Consider the following 16835-nt stretch of genomic DNA (forward strand, 5'->3'; position numbering starts at 1 on the left):
CGAAAAGGATGTTCCTGATGAAGCGACTGTTGTGTTTGGCTGCACTTGCGGCCGGGTTGTTGGGGCACAGTTTTTCCGCGCAGGCGGCCGGAGTCGAGTTCTCCGTGGGGCAAACCGGCGATTCGACCCAGGCCTATCGGCTGGGTATGCAATGGGATTGGGACAAGAGCTGGCTGCAAAGTGACGTCGGCCGTCTCACGGGTTACTGGAGCGGCGCCTACACCTATTGGGATGGCGACAAGACCTCCAGCAACCACAGCCTGTCGTTCTCCCCGGTGCTGGTCTACGAATTCGCCGGGGCCAGCGTCAAGCCCTACATCGAGGCCGGCATCGGGGTAGCGGCCTTTGCCCATACGCAGGTCGAGGACAACAAGCTGGGGTCATCCTTCCAGTTCGAAGACCGCATCGGTTTCGGCCTGCGCTTCGCCGGTGGCCATGAAGTCGGCATCCGCGCCACGCACTACTCCAACGCCGGCATCAAGACCCCCAACGACGGTATCGAAAGCTACGCGCTGCATTACACGATGCCGCTCTGAGGCCGCTATCAGCGATACGCCGTGGCAATTCCCCGGCGTTCGCTCAAGCAATCGGCCTCGCCCAGCTCGAACTCGCGACAGATCAGCGGCCGCAGCTCATAGATGCTGCAACGCATGCTGTCGCGGTCCAGCGCCGCGCACCAGCCGTCATCCAGGCGGCGCATGACTTCCCCTCCCCAATCGTCGGTATCGATAAAGCGCTCGGGCACCCCGGTGTCGGTGATCAGCATGACCTCCAGCTGGCAGCAACAGGCGGCGCAGGTGGAGCAACTGACGGCGGGTTCGGCGGCGATGGAGATAACGGGGATGGTGGTCATAGGCGCGCAGTGTAAGGCAGTGAGCCCGGGCTGTGTTAAAGCCCGGACGGATGCTCAGTCTCCGGTGACCAGTGGCGGCTCTTGCGGGGCCGGCCGCGCGAGCACGTGCAGCAGCGGCAGTAGCAGCGCCCAGAGCAGCCCCAGGCCGAGCAGGGTGGGGCCGGTGCCGTAGGGAAAGCTCACTCCCGCCAGGCGACCCCCGGCGTAGTAGGAAAGCGGCCCGCCCAATGCCCCCAGCACACACCCCAGCCACCAGGGCCGGGCGCTCCAGGCCAGGCCATGGCGCAGTGTGGTGGCCAGCAGGGCCCAGAGCAGCATCAGCCACAAGGGCACCAGCAGGCTGACTTGCTGGAACTGAAACACCCCGAGCCAATTGAGGAAACTGTCCAGGGCGATGCCGATCAGGGCAATGCCGACGATCATCGGGCCTTCGTCGGCCCAGCGGCCGATCCAGTGCAGATGCGCCGGCAGGATCGCCACCCCCAGCAGGAGCCAGAGGCTGTCGCCGCTGAGCACGCAGATGAACCAGCCCAGCTGGAACAGCAGGGCATTGACCAGTTGCCTAGGCATCGAGGCGCCCGAGCAGCGGTTGTGGCGCGGCCGCAGGTTTGGCCAGCAGCAGTTGGGCGGTGCCGATGCTGCGTTCCAGGAAGCCGCCTTCGCAATAGCACAGGTAAAACTCCCAGAGCCGTAGGAAGTATTCGTCGTAGCCCAGTTCGCCGAGGCGGCCATGGGCGCGGCGGAAGTTCTCGTGCCACAGGCGCAGGGTGCGGGCGTAATGCAGGCCGAAGTCCTCCATGTGCAGCAGGTTCATGTCGGTGTCGCGGCTGACCACTTCGAGCATCTTCTGTACGCAGGGCAGGGCGCCACCGGGAAAGATGTAGCGCTGGATGAAATCCACGCCATTTTTCGCCTGCTCATAGCGCTGGTCGCGAATGGTGATGGCCTGTAGCAGCATCAGGCCGTTGCTCTTGAGCAGGTGTGCGCATTGCTTGAAGTAGGTGGGCAGGAAGCGGTGACCCACGGCTTCGATCATCTCGATCGACACCAGCTTGTCGTACTGGCCGCGCAGGTCGCGGTAATCCTCCAGCAGCAGGGTTACCCGGTCCTGCAGGCCGGCGGCCTCTATCCGCTGCCGGGTATAGGCGAACTGCTCCCTGGACAGGGTCGTGGTGGTCACCCGGCAGCCGTAGTGTTGCGCGGCATACAGGGCCATGCTGCCCCAGCCGGTGCCGATCTCCAGCAGGTGGTCCTCGGGCTTGAGCGCCAGCTTCTGGCAGATGCGTTGCAGCTTGTTCAGCTGGGCCTGCTCCAGGCTGTCTTCGGCGCTGCGAAACTGCGCGGCGGAGTACATCATGGTGGGGTCGAGGAACTGCTCGAACAGCTCGTTGCCCAGGTCGTAGTGGGCCGCGATGTTTTTCTGCGAGCCCTTGCGGGTATTGCGGTTGAGCCAGTGCAGGCCGCGGATCAGCGGCCGGCCCAGTTTCGCCAGGCCGCCTTCCATGGCGTCCAGCACGTCCAGGTTGCTGACGAACACGCGGATCACCGCGGTCAGGTCCGGGGTGCTCCAGTAGCCGTGGATGAATGCCTCGCCGGCGCCGATCGAACCGCTGCTGGCCACCAGGCCCCAGGCGCTGGAGTCGTGGATGTGGATTTCCCCCAGCAGGGCGGCACCACTGCTGCCGAACACCAGGCGTTCGCCCTCTTCGCAGACCACCAGTTGGCCGTGCCTGAGCTGCGCCAGTTGTCGCAGCACGCCACGGCGCAGCAGGCTGGCGGTGAGGCTGTGGGTGCTGAGCAAGGGGGTTCTGGCCGAGATGCTAGAGGATTTCATGGCGGCGATCCTTGGGTTGTACGACGGCTGTGCGATAGGCGCCAACGGCGGCCCGATGGGGAAAAAAGCGCATGCCCTTGGCGGCCAGGCGCAGGGCCTGCCAGTAGATCGCCAGGCAGGTCTTGGCGGTCATCCATGGAAAATGTCGCAGGTACTGGTGCAGGCTGCGTCGATCCAGAGGCTGGCGTTGCAGGTTGAGGGTGGCGTCGAACACCTTGAGCTCGCCCTGCCAGTCGGCCATGTGCACGCCCAGCCGCTCGGCCGGCGGGCTGAAGCTCATGCGGTACTCCAGATCCCGGGGCAGGAATGGCGATACGTGGAAGGCCTTGGCCACGGCGAAGTGCTGGTGCTCGGGCGTTGTGGCAGTGCCCGGGCGGGCCGGTAGCACATAGTGATAGCGCTCGCGCCAGGGGGTGTTGGTGACTTCGCAGAGAATCGCCGCCAATTGCCCGTTGGCCTCGAAGCAATAGAAGAAGCTCACCGGATTGAACGCCAGCCCCCAGCTGCGCACCTGGGTCAGCAGGCGTATTGCGCCGCTGGGAGCGTGGCCGATGGCCGCGGCCACCTGCTGGCGTACCGCGTCGATCAGGCGCATGCCCTGGCCGGTGAAGGTCGGCAGGTAGTCGCTTTCACGGAAGGCGAAGGGTGCGAAACGGCTGCGGCCTGCCAGGGGCGAGAGCCCCAGCACCGCTTCCTGCTCGTCCAGGTCCAGGTACAGCAGGCCGATCCGGTAGCGGAAGGCATGGTCCTTGGGGGCGAAGCGCCGGTGGCTGATCCAGCCGTTGTACAGGGCGCTGTTCACAGTTGCTCTCCAAAGGCCTGGGCCACGCGCAAGGCGCTGACCACGCCGTCTTCATGGAAGCCGTTGGCCCAGTAGGCTCCGCAATAGAAGCTGTGGTGCGCGCCCTGCAGTTCGCCCCAGCGCGCTTGTGCGGCCAGCGCGCCGAGACTGTATTGCGGGTGGGCGTAGGTGTAGCGGGCAAGAATCTTCGAAGGGTCGATGGCGGCGCTCTGGTTGAGGCTGACGCAGAAGGTACTGCTGCTTTGCAGGCCCTGGAGAATGTTCATGTCGTAGGTCACGGCTGCGGCCTTTTCGGCGCTGGCGTCGAGGCGGTAGTTCCAGCTGGCCCAGGCCAGGCGCCGGCGTGGCAGCAGGCGGGTATCGGTGTGCAGCACCACGTCGTTGTCGGCGTAGGGCAGGGCCTGGAGGATTTCCTGTTCAGCGAGGCTCGGGCTGGATAGCAGTTGCAGGGCCTGGTCGCTGTGGCAGGCGAACACCACCTTGTCGAAGCGCTCGCTGCCGGCGTCGCTGTGGATAAGTACGCCCTGCTCATCGCGTTCGACCCGCCGCACCGGGCAGTCGAGACGGATGTGCTGGCGAAAGCTTGCGGTCAGCGGCTCGATGTAACGGCTGGAGCCGCCTTCGATCACGCACCATTGCGGGCGGTTGCTCACCGAGAGCAAGCCGTGGTTCTTGAAGAAACGCACGAAGAACTGCAAAGGGAAACCGAGCATCTGCCCCGGCGACATCGACCAGATCGCTGCGCCCATGGGCACGATGTAGTGGCGGATAAAACGCTCGCCGTAGCCCTGGCTTTGCAGGTACTGGCCCAGGGTGGTGTCGGCGGCGATGCGTTGTTGCAGCAGGTCCTGCTGGGAGGCCCGGTTGAAGCGCAGGATGTCCCGCAGCATGCCCCAGAACCCCGGTGACAGCAGGTTGCGCCGCTGGGCGAAGAGGCTGTTGAGGTTGTTGCCGTTGTACTCCAGCCCGGAGGCTGGGTCGCACACCGAAAAGCTCATCTCGGTGGCTTTGTAGCGCACCCCGAGCTGCTTCAGCAGGCGAATGAAGTTGGGGTAGGTCCAGTCGTTGAAGACGATGAAGCCGGTGTCCACGGCCTGGGTCTCGCCATTGAGGCTGACGTTTACGGTGTGGGTATGGCCGCCGATCCAGCTGCCGGCCTCGTAGACCCGGATGTCATGCCGGCGGTTGAGCACATAGGCGCAGGTCAGGCCAGCGATGCCGCTGCCGATGATGGCGATTTTCACGATGTTTCCCCGCTACGGGCCAGGCGCCTGGCAATGCCCAGTTGCAGGCGGCCGGGCAGCCAGGCCAAGAGCTTGAGGCCGAAGATGAACAGACCTGGGAAGGCGATCTCCAGGGGGCGCCTGCCCAGATGCCGGTGGATATGCCGGGCGGCCTGTTCGGCGGTCCAGCGCATGGGCATCGGGAAATCGTTGCGTGCGGTCAGTGGCGTGTCGACAAAACCCGGGCTGACCAGGGTCACGTCGATGCCTTCGGCAGCAAGATCGATACGCAGGGACTGCAGCAGATAGCGCAGCGCCGCCTTGGAGGCGCCATAGGCACCGGCCCGGGGCAGTGGCAAACAGGTCACCGAACTGGCCACGCCCACCAGGTACGGGCGATTGCCTGCGCGCAACAGCGGCAACGCGGCCTCGATGCAGTAGCTGGCGGCCAGCAGGTTGGTGTTCAGCACCCGTTCGATCAGCGCTGCGTCGAACTGCTGTACCTCGATGTATTCGCAGGTCCCGGCATTCAGGATCACCGTGTCCAGGGCGCCCCAGGCCTGGGCGATGCGCTTGCCGATCTCGCGTACCTGCAAGGCATCGGTGAGGTCGCCGGGCACCACCAGCACTCGGCCCGGATAGCGCTTGGCCAGGGCCTCCAGGGGCTCGCGGGAACGGGCGCTGAGCGCCAGCTGGGCCCCGGCCTTGAGCAGTTCTTCGGCCAGGGCTGCGCCGATGCCGCTGCTGGCACCGGTGAGCCAGACCCTTCGTGGCATGGCAGGCTTCATCCGAGCCTCCGTTTCAGCCAGGCGATCATCGCCCCGAGTAGCGGCAAGTGTTCATAGAGCAGGGCACCGGCGTCGAAATAGTCGCGGTGGCGGTAGACCCTGGCATCGCGCCATTGCAGGTACGAGCAGCCCGCCACCTGGATCAGGCCGCCGCCGTTGAGGCGCGGGTGGCGGTAGCTCATGGTCCAGCGCAGGTAGCCCTGGCCCTCGGCGCACAGGTCGCTGCCATGGAATTCAAAGCGCAGCTCACGGACGTTGGCGTAGAGCTCGGCGAAGTAGCCGCGCAACTGGGCCAGCCCCTGGACCTCGTGCAGAGGATCGGTGAACTGGATGTCATCGCTGTAGAGCTGCTCCAGCCGGTCGAGATTGTGCCGGTCGAGGGTGGCGAACTCCCGGGCGAAGTTGTCGAGAAAGTCACTCATGGCTCACTCCTGCATCCATTCGCGCGGGCAGCGCCTTGAACGCCGCCAGGGCCCGCTCCCGGGAGCGTGAAAGATCGACGATCGGCGCCGGGTAGCCAGGCACGCCGAACAGGCCGCCCATGGCCGCCGGGTTGTGGATATCTTTTTTGTTCAGCCCCGCCAGTTGCGGCAGCCAGTGCTTGATGAAGCGCCCCTCACTGTCGAACTTCTGCGACTGGCTGATGGGGTTGAAGATGCGGAAGTAGGGCGCCGAATCGGTGCCGGTGGACGAGCTCCACTGCCAGCCGCCGTTGTTGGCCGCCAGGTCGCCGTCGATCAGGTGGCGCATGAAGAAACGCTCGCCCTCGCGCCAGTCGATCAGCAGGTTCTTGGTCAGGAACATCGCCACCACCATGCGCAGGCGGTTATGCATCCAGCCGGTCTCCAGCAGCTGGCGCATGGCAGCATCGATGATCGGCAGGCCGGTGCGGGCCTCCTGCCAGGCCGCCAGTTCCTCGGGGGCATGGCGCCATTTCACCGCCTCGGTTTCCGGGCGAAAGGCCCGGTGCCGGGACACCCGTGGGTAGCCCACCAGGATGTGTTTGTAGAACTCGCGCCAGAGCAGCTCGTTGATCCAGGTGACGGCCCCGGGGCTGCCGCTTTCAAACTCGCCCTGGTTGCCGCGCAAGGCCGCGTGCAGGCACTGGCGGGGCGAGATCACGCCGGCGGCGAGGTAGGGCGAAAGCTGGCTGGTGCCGGGTTTGGCCGGGAAGTCGCGTTCGCTCTGGTAGTAGTGGATCTGTTCATCGCTGAACTGCTCCAGGCGCCTTTGCGCCTCGCCCTCGCCGGCGGGCCACAGCCCGCGCAGGGCTTGGGTGGGGCTGGGAAAGCCTTCGACCCGCTGCGGGAGCGGATCGGCGTTGATCGACAGCGGCAACTGAGCCCCGGGTGCCTTCACCAGGGCCGGCATTGCGGTATGCAGGCGGCTGTAGCAGACCTTGCGGAACTGGCTGAAGACCTGGAAGTAGCCGCCGCTCTTGGTCAGCACGCTGCCGGGCTGGAACAGCAATTGATCGAGATGACCCTGGACGCTGACTCCAGCGTGTTGCAGGGCCCGGGTCACGGCCGCATCGCGGCGGCTTTCGTGGATGCCGTATTCCTGGTTGAAGTGCAGCGTCTGCACCTGCAATTGCCGGCACAGTTCCAGCAGGACCTGAGGCGCCTGCTCCCAGGTGGCGGCGCTGCGGATCAGCAGCGGTATGTTCAGGCGGCCCAGGGCGGTGCTCAGCGATTGCAGGTTGCGCAGCCAGAAATCGATCTTGCACGGTGCATCGTCGTGGGCCAGCCACTGCTCCTTGCTCAGCAGATACACCGCTACGACCGGGCCCCGCTGGGCGGCGGCGTTCAGGGCGGTGTTGTCGTGTAGGCGCAGGTCGCTGCGCAGCCAGATCAATTGCATGTCGGTTCCCGGATCAGAAAAGTCCTCGCTCGAGCAGTAGCTGGCAGGCCGCTATCGGGTCCTGGGCCAGGTACAGATCGGCGATTTCAGTGGTACATACGGACCACTGGGCGGGGTGGATGCACACCGCGGGTCCGACGATGAATTTTTTGCAGGCCACGCCGCTGAGCAGCCTGGGCAACTGGGCGGGGTTGAGTGCCTTGCTGGAATACAGCAGCAGGCCTCGGGCCTGCAGGCGTTCGGTGGCCAGGGCCAGTTCGCCGCCGGGCAGTGGCCAGTCGAAGACTTCTACCGGGCAGTCGGCGTTGCTGGCCAGCCAGGCGGTGAGCCACAGGTGCGGCTCCAGTGGCAGGTCCGACTGGTTGACCAGCAGCAGCGGGGCGCCCTGCACCTGGCGGTTGTTGTGATAGATCCGGGCGCCGAGCTTGCTGCGCAGCCAGGAATAGAAGAACACCTGTTCCATTTGGCTGCCGAACTGGCCTTGCCAGCGTTGTTGCAGTTCCGCCAGCAGCGGCATCAACAGGTGCTCGCACAGGGTCCGTGGCGGGTACAGCGCCATGGCCTGATTGAAGGTGTCGTCGACCTTGCGCTCGGCCAACTGGCTGATGGCCCGGGCGAGGGCGGCGCGCAGGTGCAGCCAGTCATTCTCCACCTGGGGGCTGGAGCTGGTGTCGCTGTCCAGCAAGGGCTTGACCTGGCTCACCGCAACCCCTCGATTGAGCCAGGTGAGGATGGTCAGGATCTGCTGCACCTGCTCGCTGGAATACAGCCGGTGGCCCTTGGGCGTGCGCCGGGGCACGATCAGCCCGTAGCGGCGCTCCCAGGCCCGCAAGGTGACTGCGTTGACACCGGTCTGGCGCGCCACCTCGCGGATCGGCAGCCAGCCCTGTTCCTGGCAGTCGGTATCCGGGGCGGTGTCTTCGTCGACCGCTGGGGGGAAGGGTTTCATGGCTCAGATCGCGTTGCGCAGGCTGAGGTCTTCGGGGTGCGGCTGCAGGTACAGTTGCTGGGCAATGTAGGGATCGGGGTTCTGGCGCAAGTGGTGCTTGAGCAGGGTCAGGGGCACCACCAGCGGCACGATGCCCTGGCGGTACTGGCTGATGAGGCGTTGCATTTCCTGCTTGTCCTCGCTGCTGATGGCCCGCTTGAAGTAGCCACTGATGTGCTGCAGCACATTGCTGTGGGTGCCACGGGTGGCGCAGCGGCTCAGCGCTTCCATCAACTGGCTGAAGTAGCGTGGGCCGATCAGCGTCGCATCGCCCTTGCCCATGCTGCCCAACAGATTGCCCAGGGCCTTGTACTGTTCGGGGTGATGGGCCATCAGCAGGTATTTGCAGCGCGAGTGGAAGTCGGTGAGGGCGCGGCGGGTCAGGCCTTGCTTGAGCAACGCCTGCCAGTCGCGATAGACGTAGACCCGGGTCAGGAAGTTTTCCCGCAGTACCGGGTCGTTCAGGCGTCCGGCTTCTTCCACCGGCAGATTGGGATGCTGTGCGCAGAATGCCTGGGCATAGATTCCCCGGCCGCCGTTTCGGTGGGGAATGCCGTTGGCCTGGTACACCTTGACCCGCTCCAGACCACAGGATGGTGAGTTCTGCATGAAGATATAGCCACAGATATCGTCTACCTGGGCCGCCATGCGCTCGCCATATTCCGCCAGGGGCAGGGTGACATCCAGGCTGGCATCCACGGTGCCTACGGCCCGGGGTTGCTCGGGGTCGCCGACCAGTCGAATAGGTTCGCGGGGGGTGCCCATGCCGATTGCAACTTCCGGACACAGAGGCACGAAATCGAAGTAGTCACTGAGTACTCGGCTGCACAGGCGAGACTCCTTGTGCCCACCGTTGTAGCGGACCTCGACGCCCATCAGGCAGGCGCTGATGGCAATTTTCGGCTTGGCGGACATGGTGCAACCTCCGGGGCTTACCTGTACAAAAAAGTAACGCTGTACAACTTTTCTTCATCATAGAATTAAAGTTGTACAAGTCAAATTATTTGTATAGGTATTGCCTGGTAGGTTGTCGGGTTATTTCCAGCCCATTCGCCAGTCGCTGTCGTTGAGCAGGGTTTGCCAGCTCATGCGCTGGCTGCGTCGGGTGAGTACGGCTTGCAGTTCGATGTCCAGCACAGTGCCTTCTTCGTCGCAGAAAAGCTCAGTGACCAGGAAGTGTTTCTCACGGCGTTGCGGGTGGGCTGCTGTCCACTTCGACAGCAGCAGTTTGCGCGGGTTGAGGCGATTCACTGCAGGCTCTCGTGGAGCCGGCGCGCGGCCTCCTGCCCGCTCAGCCAGGCGCCTTCGACGCGGCCGGACAGGCACCAGTCGCCGCAAACGTACAGGCCCAGATCGGCGTCGGCCAGGGCGCCCCATTCATGGCTGGTGGCCGGGCGGGCGTAGAGCCAGCGGTGGGCCAGGCTGAAGGTGGGGGCGGGCATGACGCTGTGCAGCAGCTCGGCGAAGGCACCGTGCAGTTGTTCGGTCACGGCTTCTTTCGAGAGGTCGATGTGCTGCCGGCTCCAGGCGCTGGTGGCATGCAGGACCCAGGTGTCGAGGTGGCTGTCGCGCCCGGGCTTGCTGCGGTTGCGGGCCAGCCAGTCCAGCGGGCTGTCCTGCACGAAGCAGCCTTCCATGGGGGTTTCCAGAGGGGTATCGAAGGCCAGGGCGACGGCCCAGGTCGGGTCCATTTTCACCCCGGCGGCGACACCCGCAAGCTTCGGCGCGGCGGCCAGCAAGGCAGTGGCCTGTGGTGCCGGCGTGGCGATCACGACGTGGCTGAAAGGGCCGTGGGTGAAACCTTCGGCGTCCTGCAGATGCCAATGCTGTTCGCCGCGGAAGACTTCGGTGATGCGGCAGGCGAAGTGGGCCTCGAGGTCGCCGATCAGCGCGCGGGTGATGGCGCTCATGCGGGGAGTGCCGACCCAGCGGGTCTGTTCATCCGGCGAGGGGCTGAGCTGGCCGCCGTGGGAGTTGTAGAGTTGTGGCGTCCATTCGGCGACCCAGCCCTTGGCTTGCCAGCGCTGGACTTCGGTGACGAAACGACGGTCACGGGCGGTAAAGTACTGGGCTCCCAGGTCCAGGCTGCCGGCATCGCTGCGTTTGCTCGACATGCGCCCGCCGCTGCCGCGGCTTTTGTCGAAAAGGTGGACGGTATGCCCGGCATCTCGTAGCGCCTGGGCGGCGGAGAGTCCGGCGATGCCGGTACCAATGATTGCGATGGGTACTGTCATAGGGGCCTCGTTTACCTTTCTGTACAGATTACGCCGCCGCCAAAACCTGTACAATATTGTTTTTTGGTATAGCTTTCGGCGTCATCGGTTGTTCAGGTTGTCTATCGTTAAAACACAGCCTGTCCGATTGAAAAGATCCCTGCTTATAAAAATAGACTAGTGATTCGGGTAAAACGCCACGCGAGGAAGATGTCATGCATATATTGCTGACCGGCGGTACTGGTTTGATCGGGCGTGCCCTGTGTCGTCACTGGCAGGCCCAGGGTCACCAGTTGAGTGTATGGACTCGCCAACCCGATAAGGTTGCCGCCCTGTGCGGTCCCCAGGTGCGGGCTGTCAAGACGTTGCAAGAGCTGGACCAGATCCCGGTGGACGCGGTGATCAACCTGGCCGGGGCGCCGATCGCCGATCGGCCCTGGAGCCACAAGCGCAAGGCGCTGCTTTGGCACAGCCGCATCGCCCTGACCGAAACCCTGCTGGCCTGGCTCGAAAGCCGCGAACACAAACCCGGTGTGCTGGTGTCGGGCTCGGCGGTGGGCTGGTACGGCGACGGTGGCGAACGGGAACTGAGCGAGGATTCGCCCCCGGTCAACGAGGACTTTGCCAGCCAGTTGTGCATTGCCTGGGAAGAAACTGCCCAGCGCGCCGAAGCCATGGGCGTGCGTGTGGTGCTGGTGCGCACCGGTTTGGTGCTGTCGCCCGAGGGCGGCTTTTTGTCGCGCCTGTTGCTGCCCTTCAAGCTGGGGCTGGGCGGGCCGATCGGCAACGGCCGGCAATGGATGCCGTGGATTCATATCGACGATCAAATCGCCCTGATTGATTTTCTTGTGCATCAGCCTGGGGCGCAGGGTCCTTATAATGCCTGCGCGCCAAAACCGGTGCGCAACCGCGAGTTCGCCAAGACCTTGGGGCGGGTGCTGCACCGACCCGCACTAATACCGCTGCCGGCGTTTTTCCTGCGCCTGGCCTTGGGTGAATTGTCGTTGCTGTTGCTGGGAGGCCAGCGTGCCGTTCCCGCGCGGTTGCTGGAAGCGGGTTTCACTTTCCAGTTCACTGATTTGCCTGCGGCCCTGGACGCCTGTGTCCAGCCGCCTCTGAAATAGGACGTTGCATGACCGATCACGCGTTGCTCCTGGTCAACCTGGGTTCGCCGGCTTCCACTTCGGTGGCGGACGTGCGCAGCTACCTCAACCAATTCCTCATGGACCCTTATGTGATCGACCTGCCCTGGCCGGTTCGACGCTTGCTGGTGTCGCTGATCCTGATCAAGCGGCCAGAGCAATCGGCCCATGCCTACGCGTCGATCTGGTGGGAAGAGGGTTCGCCGCTGGTGGTGCTCAGCCGGCGTCTGCAGAAGGTAATGAGCGAGCAGTGGAAGCAGGGGCCGGTCGAGCTGGCGATGCGTTATGGCGAACCTTCGATCGAGTCGGCGCTGCTCAAGCTGGTGGCACAGGGACAGAAGAAGATTACCCTGGCACCACTTTACCCACAGTTCGCCGACAGCACGGTGACCACCGTGATCGAAGAGGCCAGGCGCGTGGTGCGCGAGCGCAAGCTGGACGTGCAATTCAGCGTGCTACAGCCGTTCTACGATCAGCCTGAGTACATCCAGGCCCTGGCGGCCAGCGCCAAGCCATACCTGGCCCGGGAGCATGATCATCTGTTGCTCAGCTTTCACGGCCTGCCGGAACGCCACCTGACCAAGCTCGACCCGACCGGCCAGCATTGCTTCAAGGACGCCGACTGTTGCCGCAATGCTTCGCCGGCGGTGCTGGCCACCTGTTACCGCGCCCAGTGCATGCGCACCGCATCGGCTTTGGCCGAGCACTTGGGATTGGCGGATGGCACCTGGTCGGTGTCGTTCCAGTCTCGTCTGGGACGGGCCAAGTGGATCGAGCCCTACACCGAGGCGCGGCTTGATGAATTGGCCAAGCAGGGAGTAAAGAAAGTCATGGTGATGTGCCCGGCATTTATCGCCGACTGCATCGAAACCCTGGAGGAGATCGGTGATCGCGGTCGCGAGCAGTTTCGCGAGGCGGGAGGGGAGGACCTGGTGTTGATCCCTTGCCTGAATGACGACCCACAATGGGCCAAGGCCTTGAACGCCTTGTGCGAGCGAGCGCCGCTGGCGTTGTAAATAGCTTCGCCGGCAAGCCGGCTCCTGCGTGGGAGACAGCTTGCCGGCGAAGGGTTCTCTAGATCAAAGGCTCATCGGCCTTCTTGTTTTTCCAGCCGTCGTTCCCCGGCAGTACCAGGTTCAGCACGATGGCGACAACGGCGCACAGGGCGATGCCCTTGAGGCCGAAATCATCCGGACCGGTACCGGTTCCCACCAGCACGCCGCCAATGCCGAACACCAGGGTCACCGAGACGATCACCAGGTTGCGGGCTTCGCCCAGGTCGATCTTGTGGCGGATCAGGGTATTCATCCCCACCGCGGCGATCGAGCCGAACAGCAGGCAGAGAATCCCGCCCATCACTGGCACCGGGATGCTTTGCAGCAGCGCGCCGAACTTGCCGATAAAGGCCAGGGTGATGGCGAAGACCGCCGCCCAGGTCATGATTTTCGGGTTGTAGTTCTTGGTCAGCATCACCGCGCCAGTGACTTCGGCGTAGGTGGTGTTGGGCGGCCCGCCGAACAGGCCGGCAGCGGTGGTGGCGATGCCGTCACCGAACAGGGTGCGGTGCAGGCCGGGCTTCTTCAGGTAGTCGCGGCCGGTGACGCTGCCGACCGCAATCACGCCACCGATGTGCTCGATGGCCGGTGCCAGGGCGACCGGGACGATGAACAGGATCGCCTGCCAGTTGAACTCCGGTGCGGTGAAGTGCGGCAGCGCCAGCCAGGGGGCGGCGGCGATCTTCGCGGTGTCCACCACGCCGAAGTAGAACGACAGGGCAAACCCCACCAGCACGCCGGAAATGATCGGCACCAGGCGAAAGATGCCTTTGCCGAACACCGCGACGATCAGGGTGGTGAGCAGCGCGGGCATCGAGATCATCATCGCCGTCTGGTAATGAATCAGCTCGCTGCCGTCACCGGCCTTGCCCATGGCCATGTTGGCGGCGATGGGGGCCATGGCCAGGCCGATGGAAATGATCACCGGGCCAATGACCACCGGCGGCAACAGGCGGTCGATGAAACCGGTGCCCTTGATCTTCACGGCCAGGCCGAGGAAGGTGTAGACGAAGCCCGCCGCCATTACCCCGCCCATGGTCGCCGCGAGGCCGAACTGGCCCTTGGCGAGAATGATCGGGGTGATGAAGGCAAAGCTCGACGCCAGGAAGACCGGCACCTGGCGCCCGGTCACCACCTGGAACAACAGAGTCCCGAGACCCGCCGTGAACAGCGCCACGTTCGGGTCGAGACCGGTGATCAGCGGCATCAACACCAGGGCACCGAAGGCCACGAAGAGCATCTGGGCGCCAGACAGTACCTGGCGCCAGAGCGGATCGTTGAACTCGTCCTGCATGATCAGGAATCCTTCTGCTTGGTGCCGAAGATCTTGTCACCGGCATCACCCAGGCCAGGAATGATGTAGCCATGCTCGTTGAGCTTCTGATCGATGGAAGCGGTGTAGATGGTCACGTCCGGGTGCGCCTGCTCGACGGCGGCGATGCCCTCGGGGGCGGCCACCAGGACCATGGCGCGGATGTCACGGCAGCCGGCCTTTTTCAACAGGTCGATGGTGGCGACCATGGAACTGCCGGTGGCCAGCATCGGGTCGATGATCATCGCCAGGCGCTCGTCGATTTCCGGTACCAGTTTTTCCAGGTAAGTGTGGGCTTGCAGGGTTTCCTCATTGCGCGCCACGCCTACGGCGCTGACCTTGGCGCCCGGGATCAGGCTCAGCACGCCTTCGAGCATGCCGATGCCGGCACGCAGGATCGGTACCACGGTAATCTTCTTGCCGGCGATCTTCTCGACCTGGACAGGGCCGCACCAGCCTGGAATCTCGTAGCTTTCCAGGGGCAGGTCTTTGGTGGCTTCGTACGTCAGCAGGGCACCGACTTCCTGAGCGAGCTCGCGAAAGTTCTTCGTGCTAATGTCTGCGCGGCGCATAAGGCCAAGTTTGTGTCGGATCAGCGGATGGCGGATCTCACGGATGGGCATAGGGAAAGGCTCCGGCGGCGGGCAAAAAAAACGGCCTAGATTAATCTATCCGGGGTTGTTGTCCTATAGACATAAAGTACGTTAGTCCAGAAACGCTTGATCTGACCGGGCCGGATGCGTACCTTTGCCCGCTTTTCCGAAACTGCCACCCCTTGGAGAGCGCCATGTCCGCTGATCTCGAGCATATCCGTCAAATCATGCGCGAGGCTGACTGCCTGTACACCGAAGCTGAAGTCGAGGCGGCCATCGCCCGGGTCGGTGCACAAATCACTGAAGAACTGGCTGAGCGCAATCCGGTGGTGTTCTGCGTCATGAACGGTGGCCTGATCTTCGCGGGCAAGCTGCTGACCCACCTGCGCTTTCCCCTGGAAGCCTCCTACCTGCACGCTACCCGCTACCGCAACGAAACCAGCGGCGGTGAGCTGTTCTGGAAGTCCAAGCCGGAAGTCTCCTTTATCGACCGCGACGTGCTGATCATCGACGACATCCTCGATGAAGGTCACACCCTGGGCGCGATCATCGACTTCTGCAAACACGCCGGCGCCCGCGCCGTGCACACGGCCGTGCTGATCGACAAGGACCACGACCGCAAGGCCCGTCCGGACCTCAAGGCCGACTACATGGGCCTGCCTTGCGTGGACCGCTACGTGTTCGGCTACGGCATGGACTACAAGGGCTACTGGCGTAACGCTGCCGGCATCTATGCCGTCAAGGGCATGTAAGCGATGACCGGGCCGAGCTTTCTCGATCAAGCGTTGTTCAGCGACCTGGCTGAGAAAGCCGCGGCCAACCCCCGCGGTCGTCAGCACCACAACTTCCATGCCATGGAAGAGCCTTGCCACCGGATGGCGGTGGGGCTGCAACCCTCCACTTATGTTCCGCCGCATCGCCACCTGAGCGCTGACAAGGCCGAGACCCTGCTGGTGCTCAAGGGGCGCCTGGGCGTGCTGATTTTCGATGAAGCGGGCCAGGTCCAGGGCAAGCGGGTGCTGCAGGCCGGCGGCGACTGCGTCGGTGTGGACTTGCCGGCCGGGGTTTTCCACGGCCTGGTGGTGCTGGAGCCCGACAGCCTGATGTTCGAATGCAAGGCCGGCCCTTATCGCCCAGTGGGCGAGGGTGAGCAGGCCAGTTGGGCGCCCCGTGAAGGCGAGCCCGGCGTGGCCGAATACCAGGCCTGGATGCGCGCCCAGTTCGACTGAACAGGCCCGCGCCCGTGACAGCGGCCTACCGTCGGTAACGGTGCAAGATTTGCGGTAAAAACCCGTGCTAGAGTGCTCGGCCCTTGTCTGGAGCCTGTCATGAGCCTGTTGATTCGCAGTAGCGCGGCCCTTCTTCTGTGCTTGAGCCTGCCCCTGGCAGCCGCCCCGGCCCCCTTGCACGGGCAGTTCCTGCCTCCCGATGATCTGACTCTGCGCGACAGCGTCCCGCAACAGCAGCAGTTGTTGCAGGTCACCGAGTATTCGGTGGTGATCGGCAGCCAGCGCCAATCGAACCAGCAACCGATTCCCGTGACTTCGCCAGTGTGGGTGCGGCTCAAGGGCAAGCCGTTGAACAAGGGCGCCACCATCAGCCAGGTGCTGGTGAACTTCGACGGTGAAAGCAAAAGCCTGAAAAAGCCGCAGTTCGATGCCAAGACCCGGACCCTGACCCTGTATTACCCGCTGGCCCAGTACCGTGCGGTGATGGACCTGTTGCGCAACGACACGGTGTATTGCCAGTTCCTCAGCTATGCCAACGGGCACATCTGGGCTGACCTGCATACCGGCAGCGTGCGTTCGCGTTGAGGCCATATGCGGGCTGGGGGTAAACTGCCCGCCCCGTGAAATGTCTGCGAGCTGGAGTCGGCAATGCGTAAAGATAAGAAACAAGTGATTGGTGACGAGATCAGCGACGAGCAGATCAAGTTGTTCCTCGATTTCGAGCCGGTCGATGCAACTTCGCCGTCCCTGCACAAGCTGATCAAGGCCTATCGTGGCCTGCGCATCGATGATTTCGAACGCTTCCTGACCTTCTTCGTCGAAGCCGGTTTCGACCTGGATGGCAAGGATGAGCACGGCCAGACCTTCGTCGACCTGATCCGCGATCAGCGCAACGCCGCCGACTACATCGAGCTGATGGCCAACGCCCGCGGCTGATCTTCTC

General features: G+C 63.9%; 21 protein-coding genes. 7 read left to right on the forward strand and 14 right to left on the reverse strand.

What is annotated here, in order from left to right:
• Positions 1-17 precede the first annotated feature (17 nt).
• Positions 18-536 (forward strand): acyloxyacyl hydrolase, encoded by a 519-nt coding sequence (locus M2395_RS18520; protein WP_015636972.1) that lies wholly within the window; start codon positions 18-20, stop codon positions 534-536.
• An 8-nt stretch (positions 537-544) separates the two neighbouring features.
• On the opposite strand, the gene M2395_RS18525 is transcribed toward M2395_RS18520, so the two are convergent.
• The 12 genes from M2395_RS18525 to M2395_RS18580 all read right to left on the reverse strand — a co-directional run bounded on the left by M2395_RS18525 (position 545) and on the right by M2395_RS18580 (position 10582).
• Positions 545-853, reverse strand: a complete 309-nt coding sequence (locus M2395_RS18525; protein ID WP_041119840.1) for a YkgJ family cysteine cluster protein — start codon at positions 851-853, stop codon at positions 545-547.
• A 54-nt stretch (positions 854-907) separates the two neighbouring features.
• On the reverse strand, positions 908-1423 hold the full coding sequence (locus tag M2395_RS18530; RefSeq protein ID WP_019095040.1) for a DUF2878 domain-containing protein: 516 nt from the start codon (positions 1421-1423) through the stop codon (positions 908-910).
• Positions 1416-2687, reverse strand: coding sequence for a cyclopropane-fatty-acyl-phospholipid synthase family protein (locus tag M2395_RS18535; protein ID WP_019095041.1), 1272 nt, complete (start codon positions 2685-2687; stop codon positions 1416-1418). The genes M2395_RS18530 and M2395_RS18535 overlap by 8 nt, the downstream gene beginning before the upstream one ends.
• Positions 2674-3489: a DUF1365 domain-containing protein gene (locus M2395_RS18540; protein WP_011063398.1), complete on the reverse strand. Its 816-nt coding sequence runs from the start codon at positions 3487-3489 to the stop codon at positions 2674-2676. Before M2395_RS18540 ends, M2395_RS18535 begins: the two co-directional genes overlap by 14 nt.
• Positions 3486-4733, reverse strand: a complete 1248-nt coding sequence (locus M2395_RS18545) for an NAD(P)/FAD-dependent oxidoreductase (RefSeq protein ID WP_011063397.1) — start codon at positions 4731-4733, stop codon at positions 3486-3488. Before M2395_RS18545 ends, M2395_RS18540 begins: the two co-directional genes overlap by 4 nt.
• Positions 4730-5500 carry an SDR family oxidoreductase gene (locus tag M2395_RS18550; RefSeq protein ID WP_065365196.1) on the reverse strand — a complete coding sequence of 257 codons (771 nt, stop codon included), beginning with the start codon at positions 5498-5500 and terminating at the stop codon, positions 4730-4732. The genes M2395_RS18545 and M2395_RS18550 overlap by 4 nt, the downstream gene beginning before the upstream one ends.
• The gene (locus tag M2395_RS18555) at positions 5497-5922 is read right to left on the reverse strand and encodes a nuclear transport factor 2 family protein (protein ID WP_123431402.1); all 426 of its coding nucleotides are present in this window, start codon (positions 5920-5922) and stop codon (positions 5497-5499) included. Before M2395_RS18555 ends, M2395_RS18550 begins: the two co-directional genes overlap by 4 nt.
• Positions 5915-7360: a deoxyribodipyrimidine photo-lyase gene (gene phrB, locus M2395_RS18560; protein ID WP_123431401.1), complete on the reverse strand. Its 1446-nt coding sequence runs from the start codon at positions 7358-7360 to the stop codon at positions 5915-5917. The genes M2395_RS18555 and phrB overlap by 8 nt, the downstream gene beginning before the upstream one ends.
• A 13-nt stretch (positions 7361-7373) precedes the next feature.
• Positions 7374-8309 (reverse strand): MerR family transcriptional regulator, encoded by a 936-nt coding sequence (locus M2395_RS18565; protein ID WP_123431400.1) that lies wholly within the window; start codon positions 8307-8309, stop codon positions 7374-7376.
• A gap of 3 nt (positions 8310-8312) precedes the next feature.
• The gene (locus M2395_RS18570; protein WP_077934752.1) at positions 8313-9263 is read right to left on the reverse strand and encodes a DUF523 and DUF1722 domain-containing protein; all 951 of its coding nucleotides are present in this window, start codon (positions 9261-9263) and stop codon (positions 8313-8315) included.
• Between the two features lie 120 nt (positions 9264-9383).
• Positions 9384-9599, reverse strand: a complete 216-nt coding sequence (locus M2395_RS18575; protein ID WP_077934751.1) for a TIGR02450 family Trp-rich protein — start codon at positions 9597-9599, stop codon at positions 9384-9386.
• A complete protein-coding gene (locus M2395_RS18580; protein WP_011063390.1) occupies positions 9596-10582 on the reverse strand; it encodes an NAD(P)/FAD-dependent oxidoreductase in 987 nt (328 codons plus the stop codon). The genes M2395_RS18575 and M2395_RS18580 overlap by 4 nt, the downstream gene beginning before the upstream one ends.
• Before the next feature lie 194 nt (positions 10583-10776).
• Here M2395_RS18580 and M2395_RS18585 point away from each other — a divergent pair, with 194 nt between their 5' ends.
• Positions 10777-11685: a TIGR01777 family oxidoreductase gene (locus M2395_RS18585; protein WP_011063389.1), complete on the forward strand. Its 909-nt coding sequence runs from the start codon at positions 10777-10779 to the stop codon at positions 11683-11685.
• Positions 11686-11693: 8 nt separating this feature from the next.
• The gene (gene hemH, locus M2395_RS18590; RefSeq protein WP_123431399.1) at positions 11694-12719 is read left to right on the forward strand and encodes a ferrochelatase; all 1026 of its coding nucleotides are present in this window, start codon (positions 11694-11696) and stop codon (positions 12717-12719) included.
• A gap of 58 nt (positions 12720-12777) precedes the next feature.
• Here the strand turns inward: hemH and M2395_RS18595 are convergent, their stop codons facing one another.
• Positions 12778-14052: a uracil-xanthine permease family protein gene (locus M2395_RS18595; protein WP_011063387.1), complete on the reverse strand. Its 1275-nt coding sequence runs from the start codon at positions 14050-14052 to the stop codon at positions 12778-12780.
• Between the two features lie 2 nt (positions 14053-14054).
• Positions 14055-14693: a uracil phosphoribosyltransferase gene (upp, locus tag M2395_RS18600; protein ID WP_011063386.1), complete on the reverse strand. Its 639-nt coding sequence runs from the start codon at positions 14691-14693 to the stop codon at positions 14055-14057.
• Positions 14694-14857: 164 nt separating this feature from the next.
• Here upp and M2395_RS18605 point away from each other — a divergent pair, with 164 nt between their 5' ends.
• The 4 genes from M2395_RS18605 to M2395_RS18620 all read left to right on the forward strand — a co-directional run bounded on the left by M2395_RS18605 (position 14858) and on the right by M2395_RS18620 (position 16828).
• Complete coding sequence (locus tag M2395_RS18605) at positions 14858-15415, forward strand: hypoxanthine-guanine phosphoribosyltransferase (RefSeq protein ID WP_011063385.1); 558 nt, start codon at positions 14858-14860, stop codon at positions 15413-15415.
• A gap of 3 nt (positions 15416-15418) precedes the next feature.
• The gene (locus M2395_RS18610) at positions 15419-15892 is read left to right on the forward strand and encodes a WbuC family cupin fold metalloprotein (RefSeq protein WP_011063384.1); all 474 of its coding nucleotides are present in this window, start codon (positions 15419-15421) and stop codon (positions 15890-15892) included.
• Between the two features lie 99 nt (positions 15893-15991).
• Positions 15992-16477, forward strand: a complete 486-nt coding sequence (locus tag M2395_RS18615; RefSeq protein WP_011063383.1) for a hypothetical protein — start codon at positions 15992-15994, stop codon at positions 16475-16477.
• Between the two features lie 63 nt (positions 16478-16540).
• Positions 16541-16828, forward strand: a complete 288-nt coding sequence (locus M2395_RS18620) for a PA4642 family protein (protein ID WP_123431398.1) — start codon at positions 16541-16543, stop codon at positions 16826-16828.
• The last annotated feature ends 7 nt before the right edge of the window (positions 16829-16835 follow it).

This window comes from Pseudomonas sp. BIGb0176 (assembly GCF_024810175.1).
Taxonomy (GTDB): domain Bacteria; phylum Pseudomonadota; class Gammaproteobacteria; order Pseudomonadales; family Pseudomonadaceae; genus Aquipseudomonas; species Aquipseudomonas protegens.

Excerpts from the sequence above, each read along its gene's own strand:
- M2395_RS18610 (WP_011063384.1), top strand. The coding sequence starts at position 15,419 with ATGACCGGGCCGAGCTTTCTCGATCAAGCGTTGTTCAGCGACCTGGCT.
- hemH (WP_123431399.1), top strand. The coding sequence starts at position 11,694 with ATGACCGATCACGCGTTGCTCCTGGTCAACCTGGGTTCGCCGGCTTCC.
- M2395_RS18620 (WP_123431398.1), top strand. The coding sequence starts at position 16,541 with ATGCGTAAAGATAAGAAACAAGTGATTGGTGACGAGATCAGCGACGAG.
- M2395_RS18550 (WP_065365196.1), bottom strand. The coding sequence starts at position 5,500 with ATGAAGCCTGCCATGCCACGAAGGGTCTGGCTCACCGGTGCCAGCAGC.
- M2395_RS18565 (WP_123431400.1), bottom strand. The coding sequence starts at position 8,309 with ATGAAACCCTTCCCCCCAGCGGTCGACGAAGACACCGCCCCGGATACC.
- M2395_RS18525 (WP_041119840.1), bottom strand. The coding sequence starts at position 853 with ATGACCACCATCCCCGTTATCTCCATCGCCGCCGAACCCGCCGTCAGT.
- M2395_RS18615 (WP_011063383.1), top strand. The coding sequence starts at position 15,992 with ATGAGCCTGTTGATTCGCAGTAGCGCGGCCCTTCTTCTGTGCTTGAGC.
- M2395_RS18570 (WP_077934752.1), bottom strand. The coding sequence starts at position 9,263 with ATGTCCGCCAAGCCGAAAATTGCCATCAGCGCCTGCCTGATGGGCGTC.
- M2395_RS18580 (WP_011063390.1), bottom strand. The coding sequence starts at position 10,582 with ATGACAGTACCCATCGCAATCATTGGTACCGGCATCGCCGGACTCTCC.
- M2395_RS18520 (WP_015636972.1), top strand. The coding sequence starts at position 18 with ATGAAGCGACTGTTGTGTTTGGCTGCACTTGCGGCCGGGTTGTTGGGG.
- M2395_RS18530 (WP_019095040.1), bottom strand. The coding sequence starts at position 1,423 with ATGCCTAGGCAACTGGTCAATGCCCTGCTGTTCCAGCTGGGCTGGTTC.
- phrB (WP_123431401.1), bottom strand. The coding sequence starts at position 7,360 with ATGCAATTGATCTGGCTGCGCAGCGACCTGCGCCTACACGACAACACC.
- M2395_RS18585 (WP_011063389.1), top strand. The coding sequence starts at position 10,777 with ATGCATATATTGCTGACCGGCGGTACTGGTTTGATCGGGCGTGCCCTG.
- M2395_RS18605 (WP_011063385.1), top strand. The coding sequence starts at position 14,858 with ATGTCCGCTGATCTCGAGCATATCCGTCAAATCATGCGCGAGGCTGAC.
- M2395_RS18595 (WP_011063387.1), bottom strand. The coding sequence starts at position 14,052 with ATGCAGGACGAGTTCAACGATCCGCTCTGGCGCCAGGTACTGTCTGGC.
- M2395_RS18535 (WP_019095041.1), bottom strand. The coding sequence starts at position 2,687 with ATGAAATCCTCTAGCATCTCGGCCAGAACCCCCTTGCTCAGCACCCAC.
- upp (WP_011063386.1), bottom strand. The coding sequence starts at position 14,693 with ATGCCCATCCGTGAGATCCGCCATCCGCTGATCCGACACAAACTTGGC.
- M2395_RS18555 (WP_123431402.1), bottom strand. The coding sequence starts at position 5,922 with ATGAGTGACTTTCTCGACAACTTCGCCCGGGAGTTCGCCACCCTCGAC.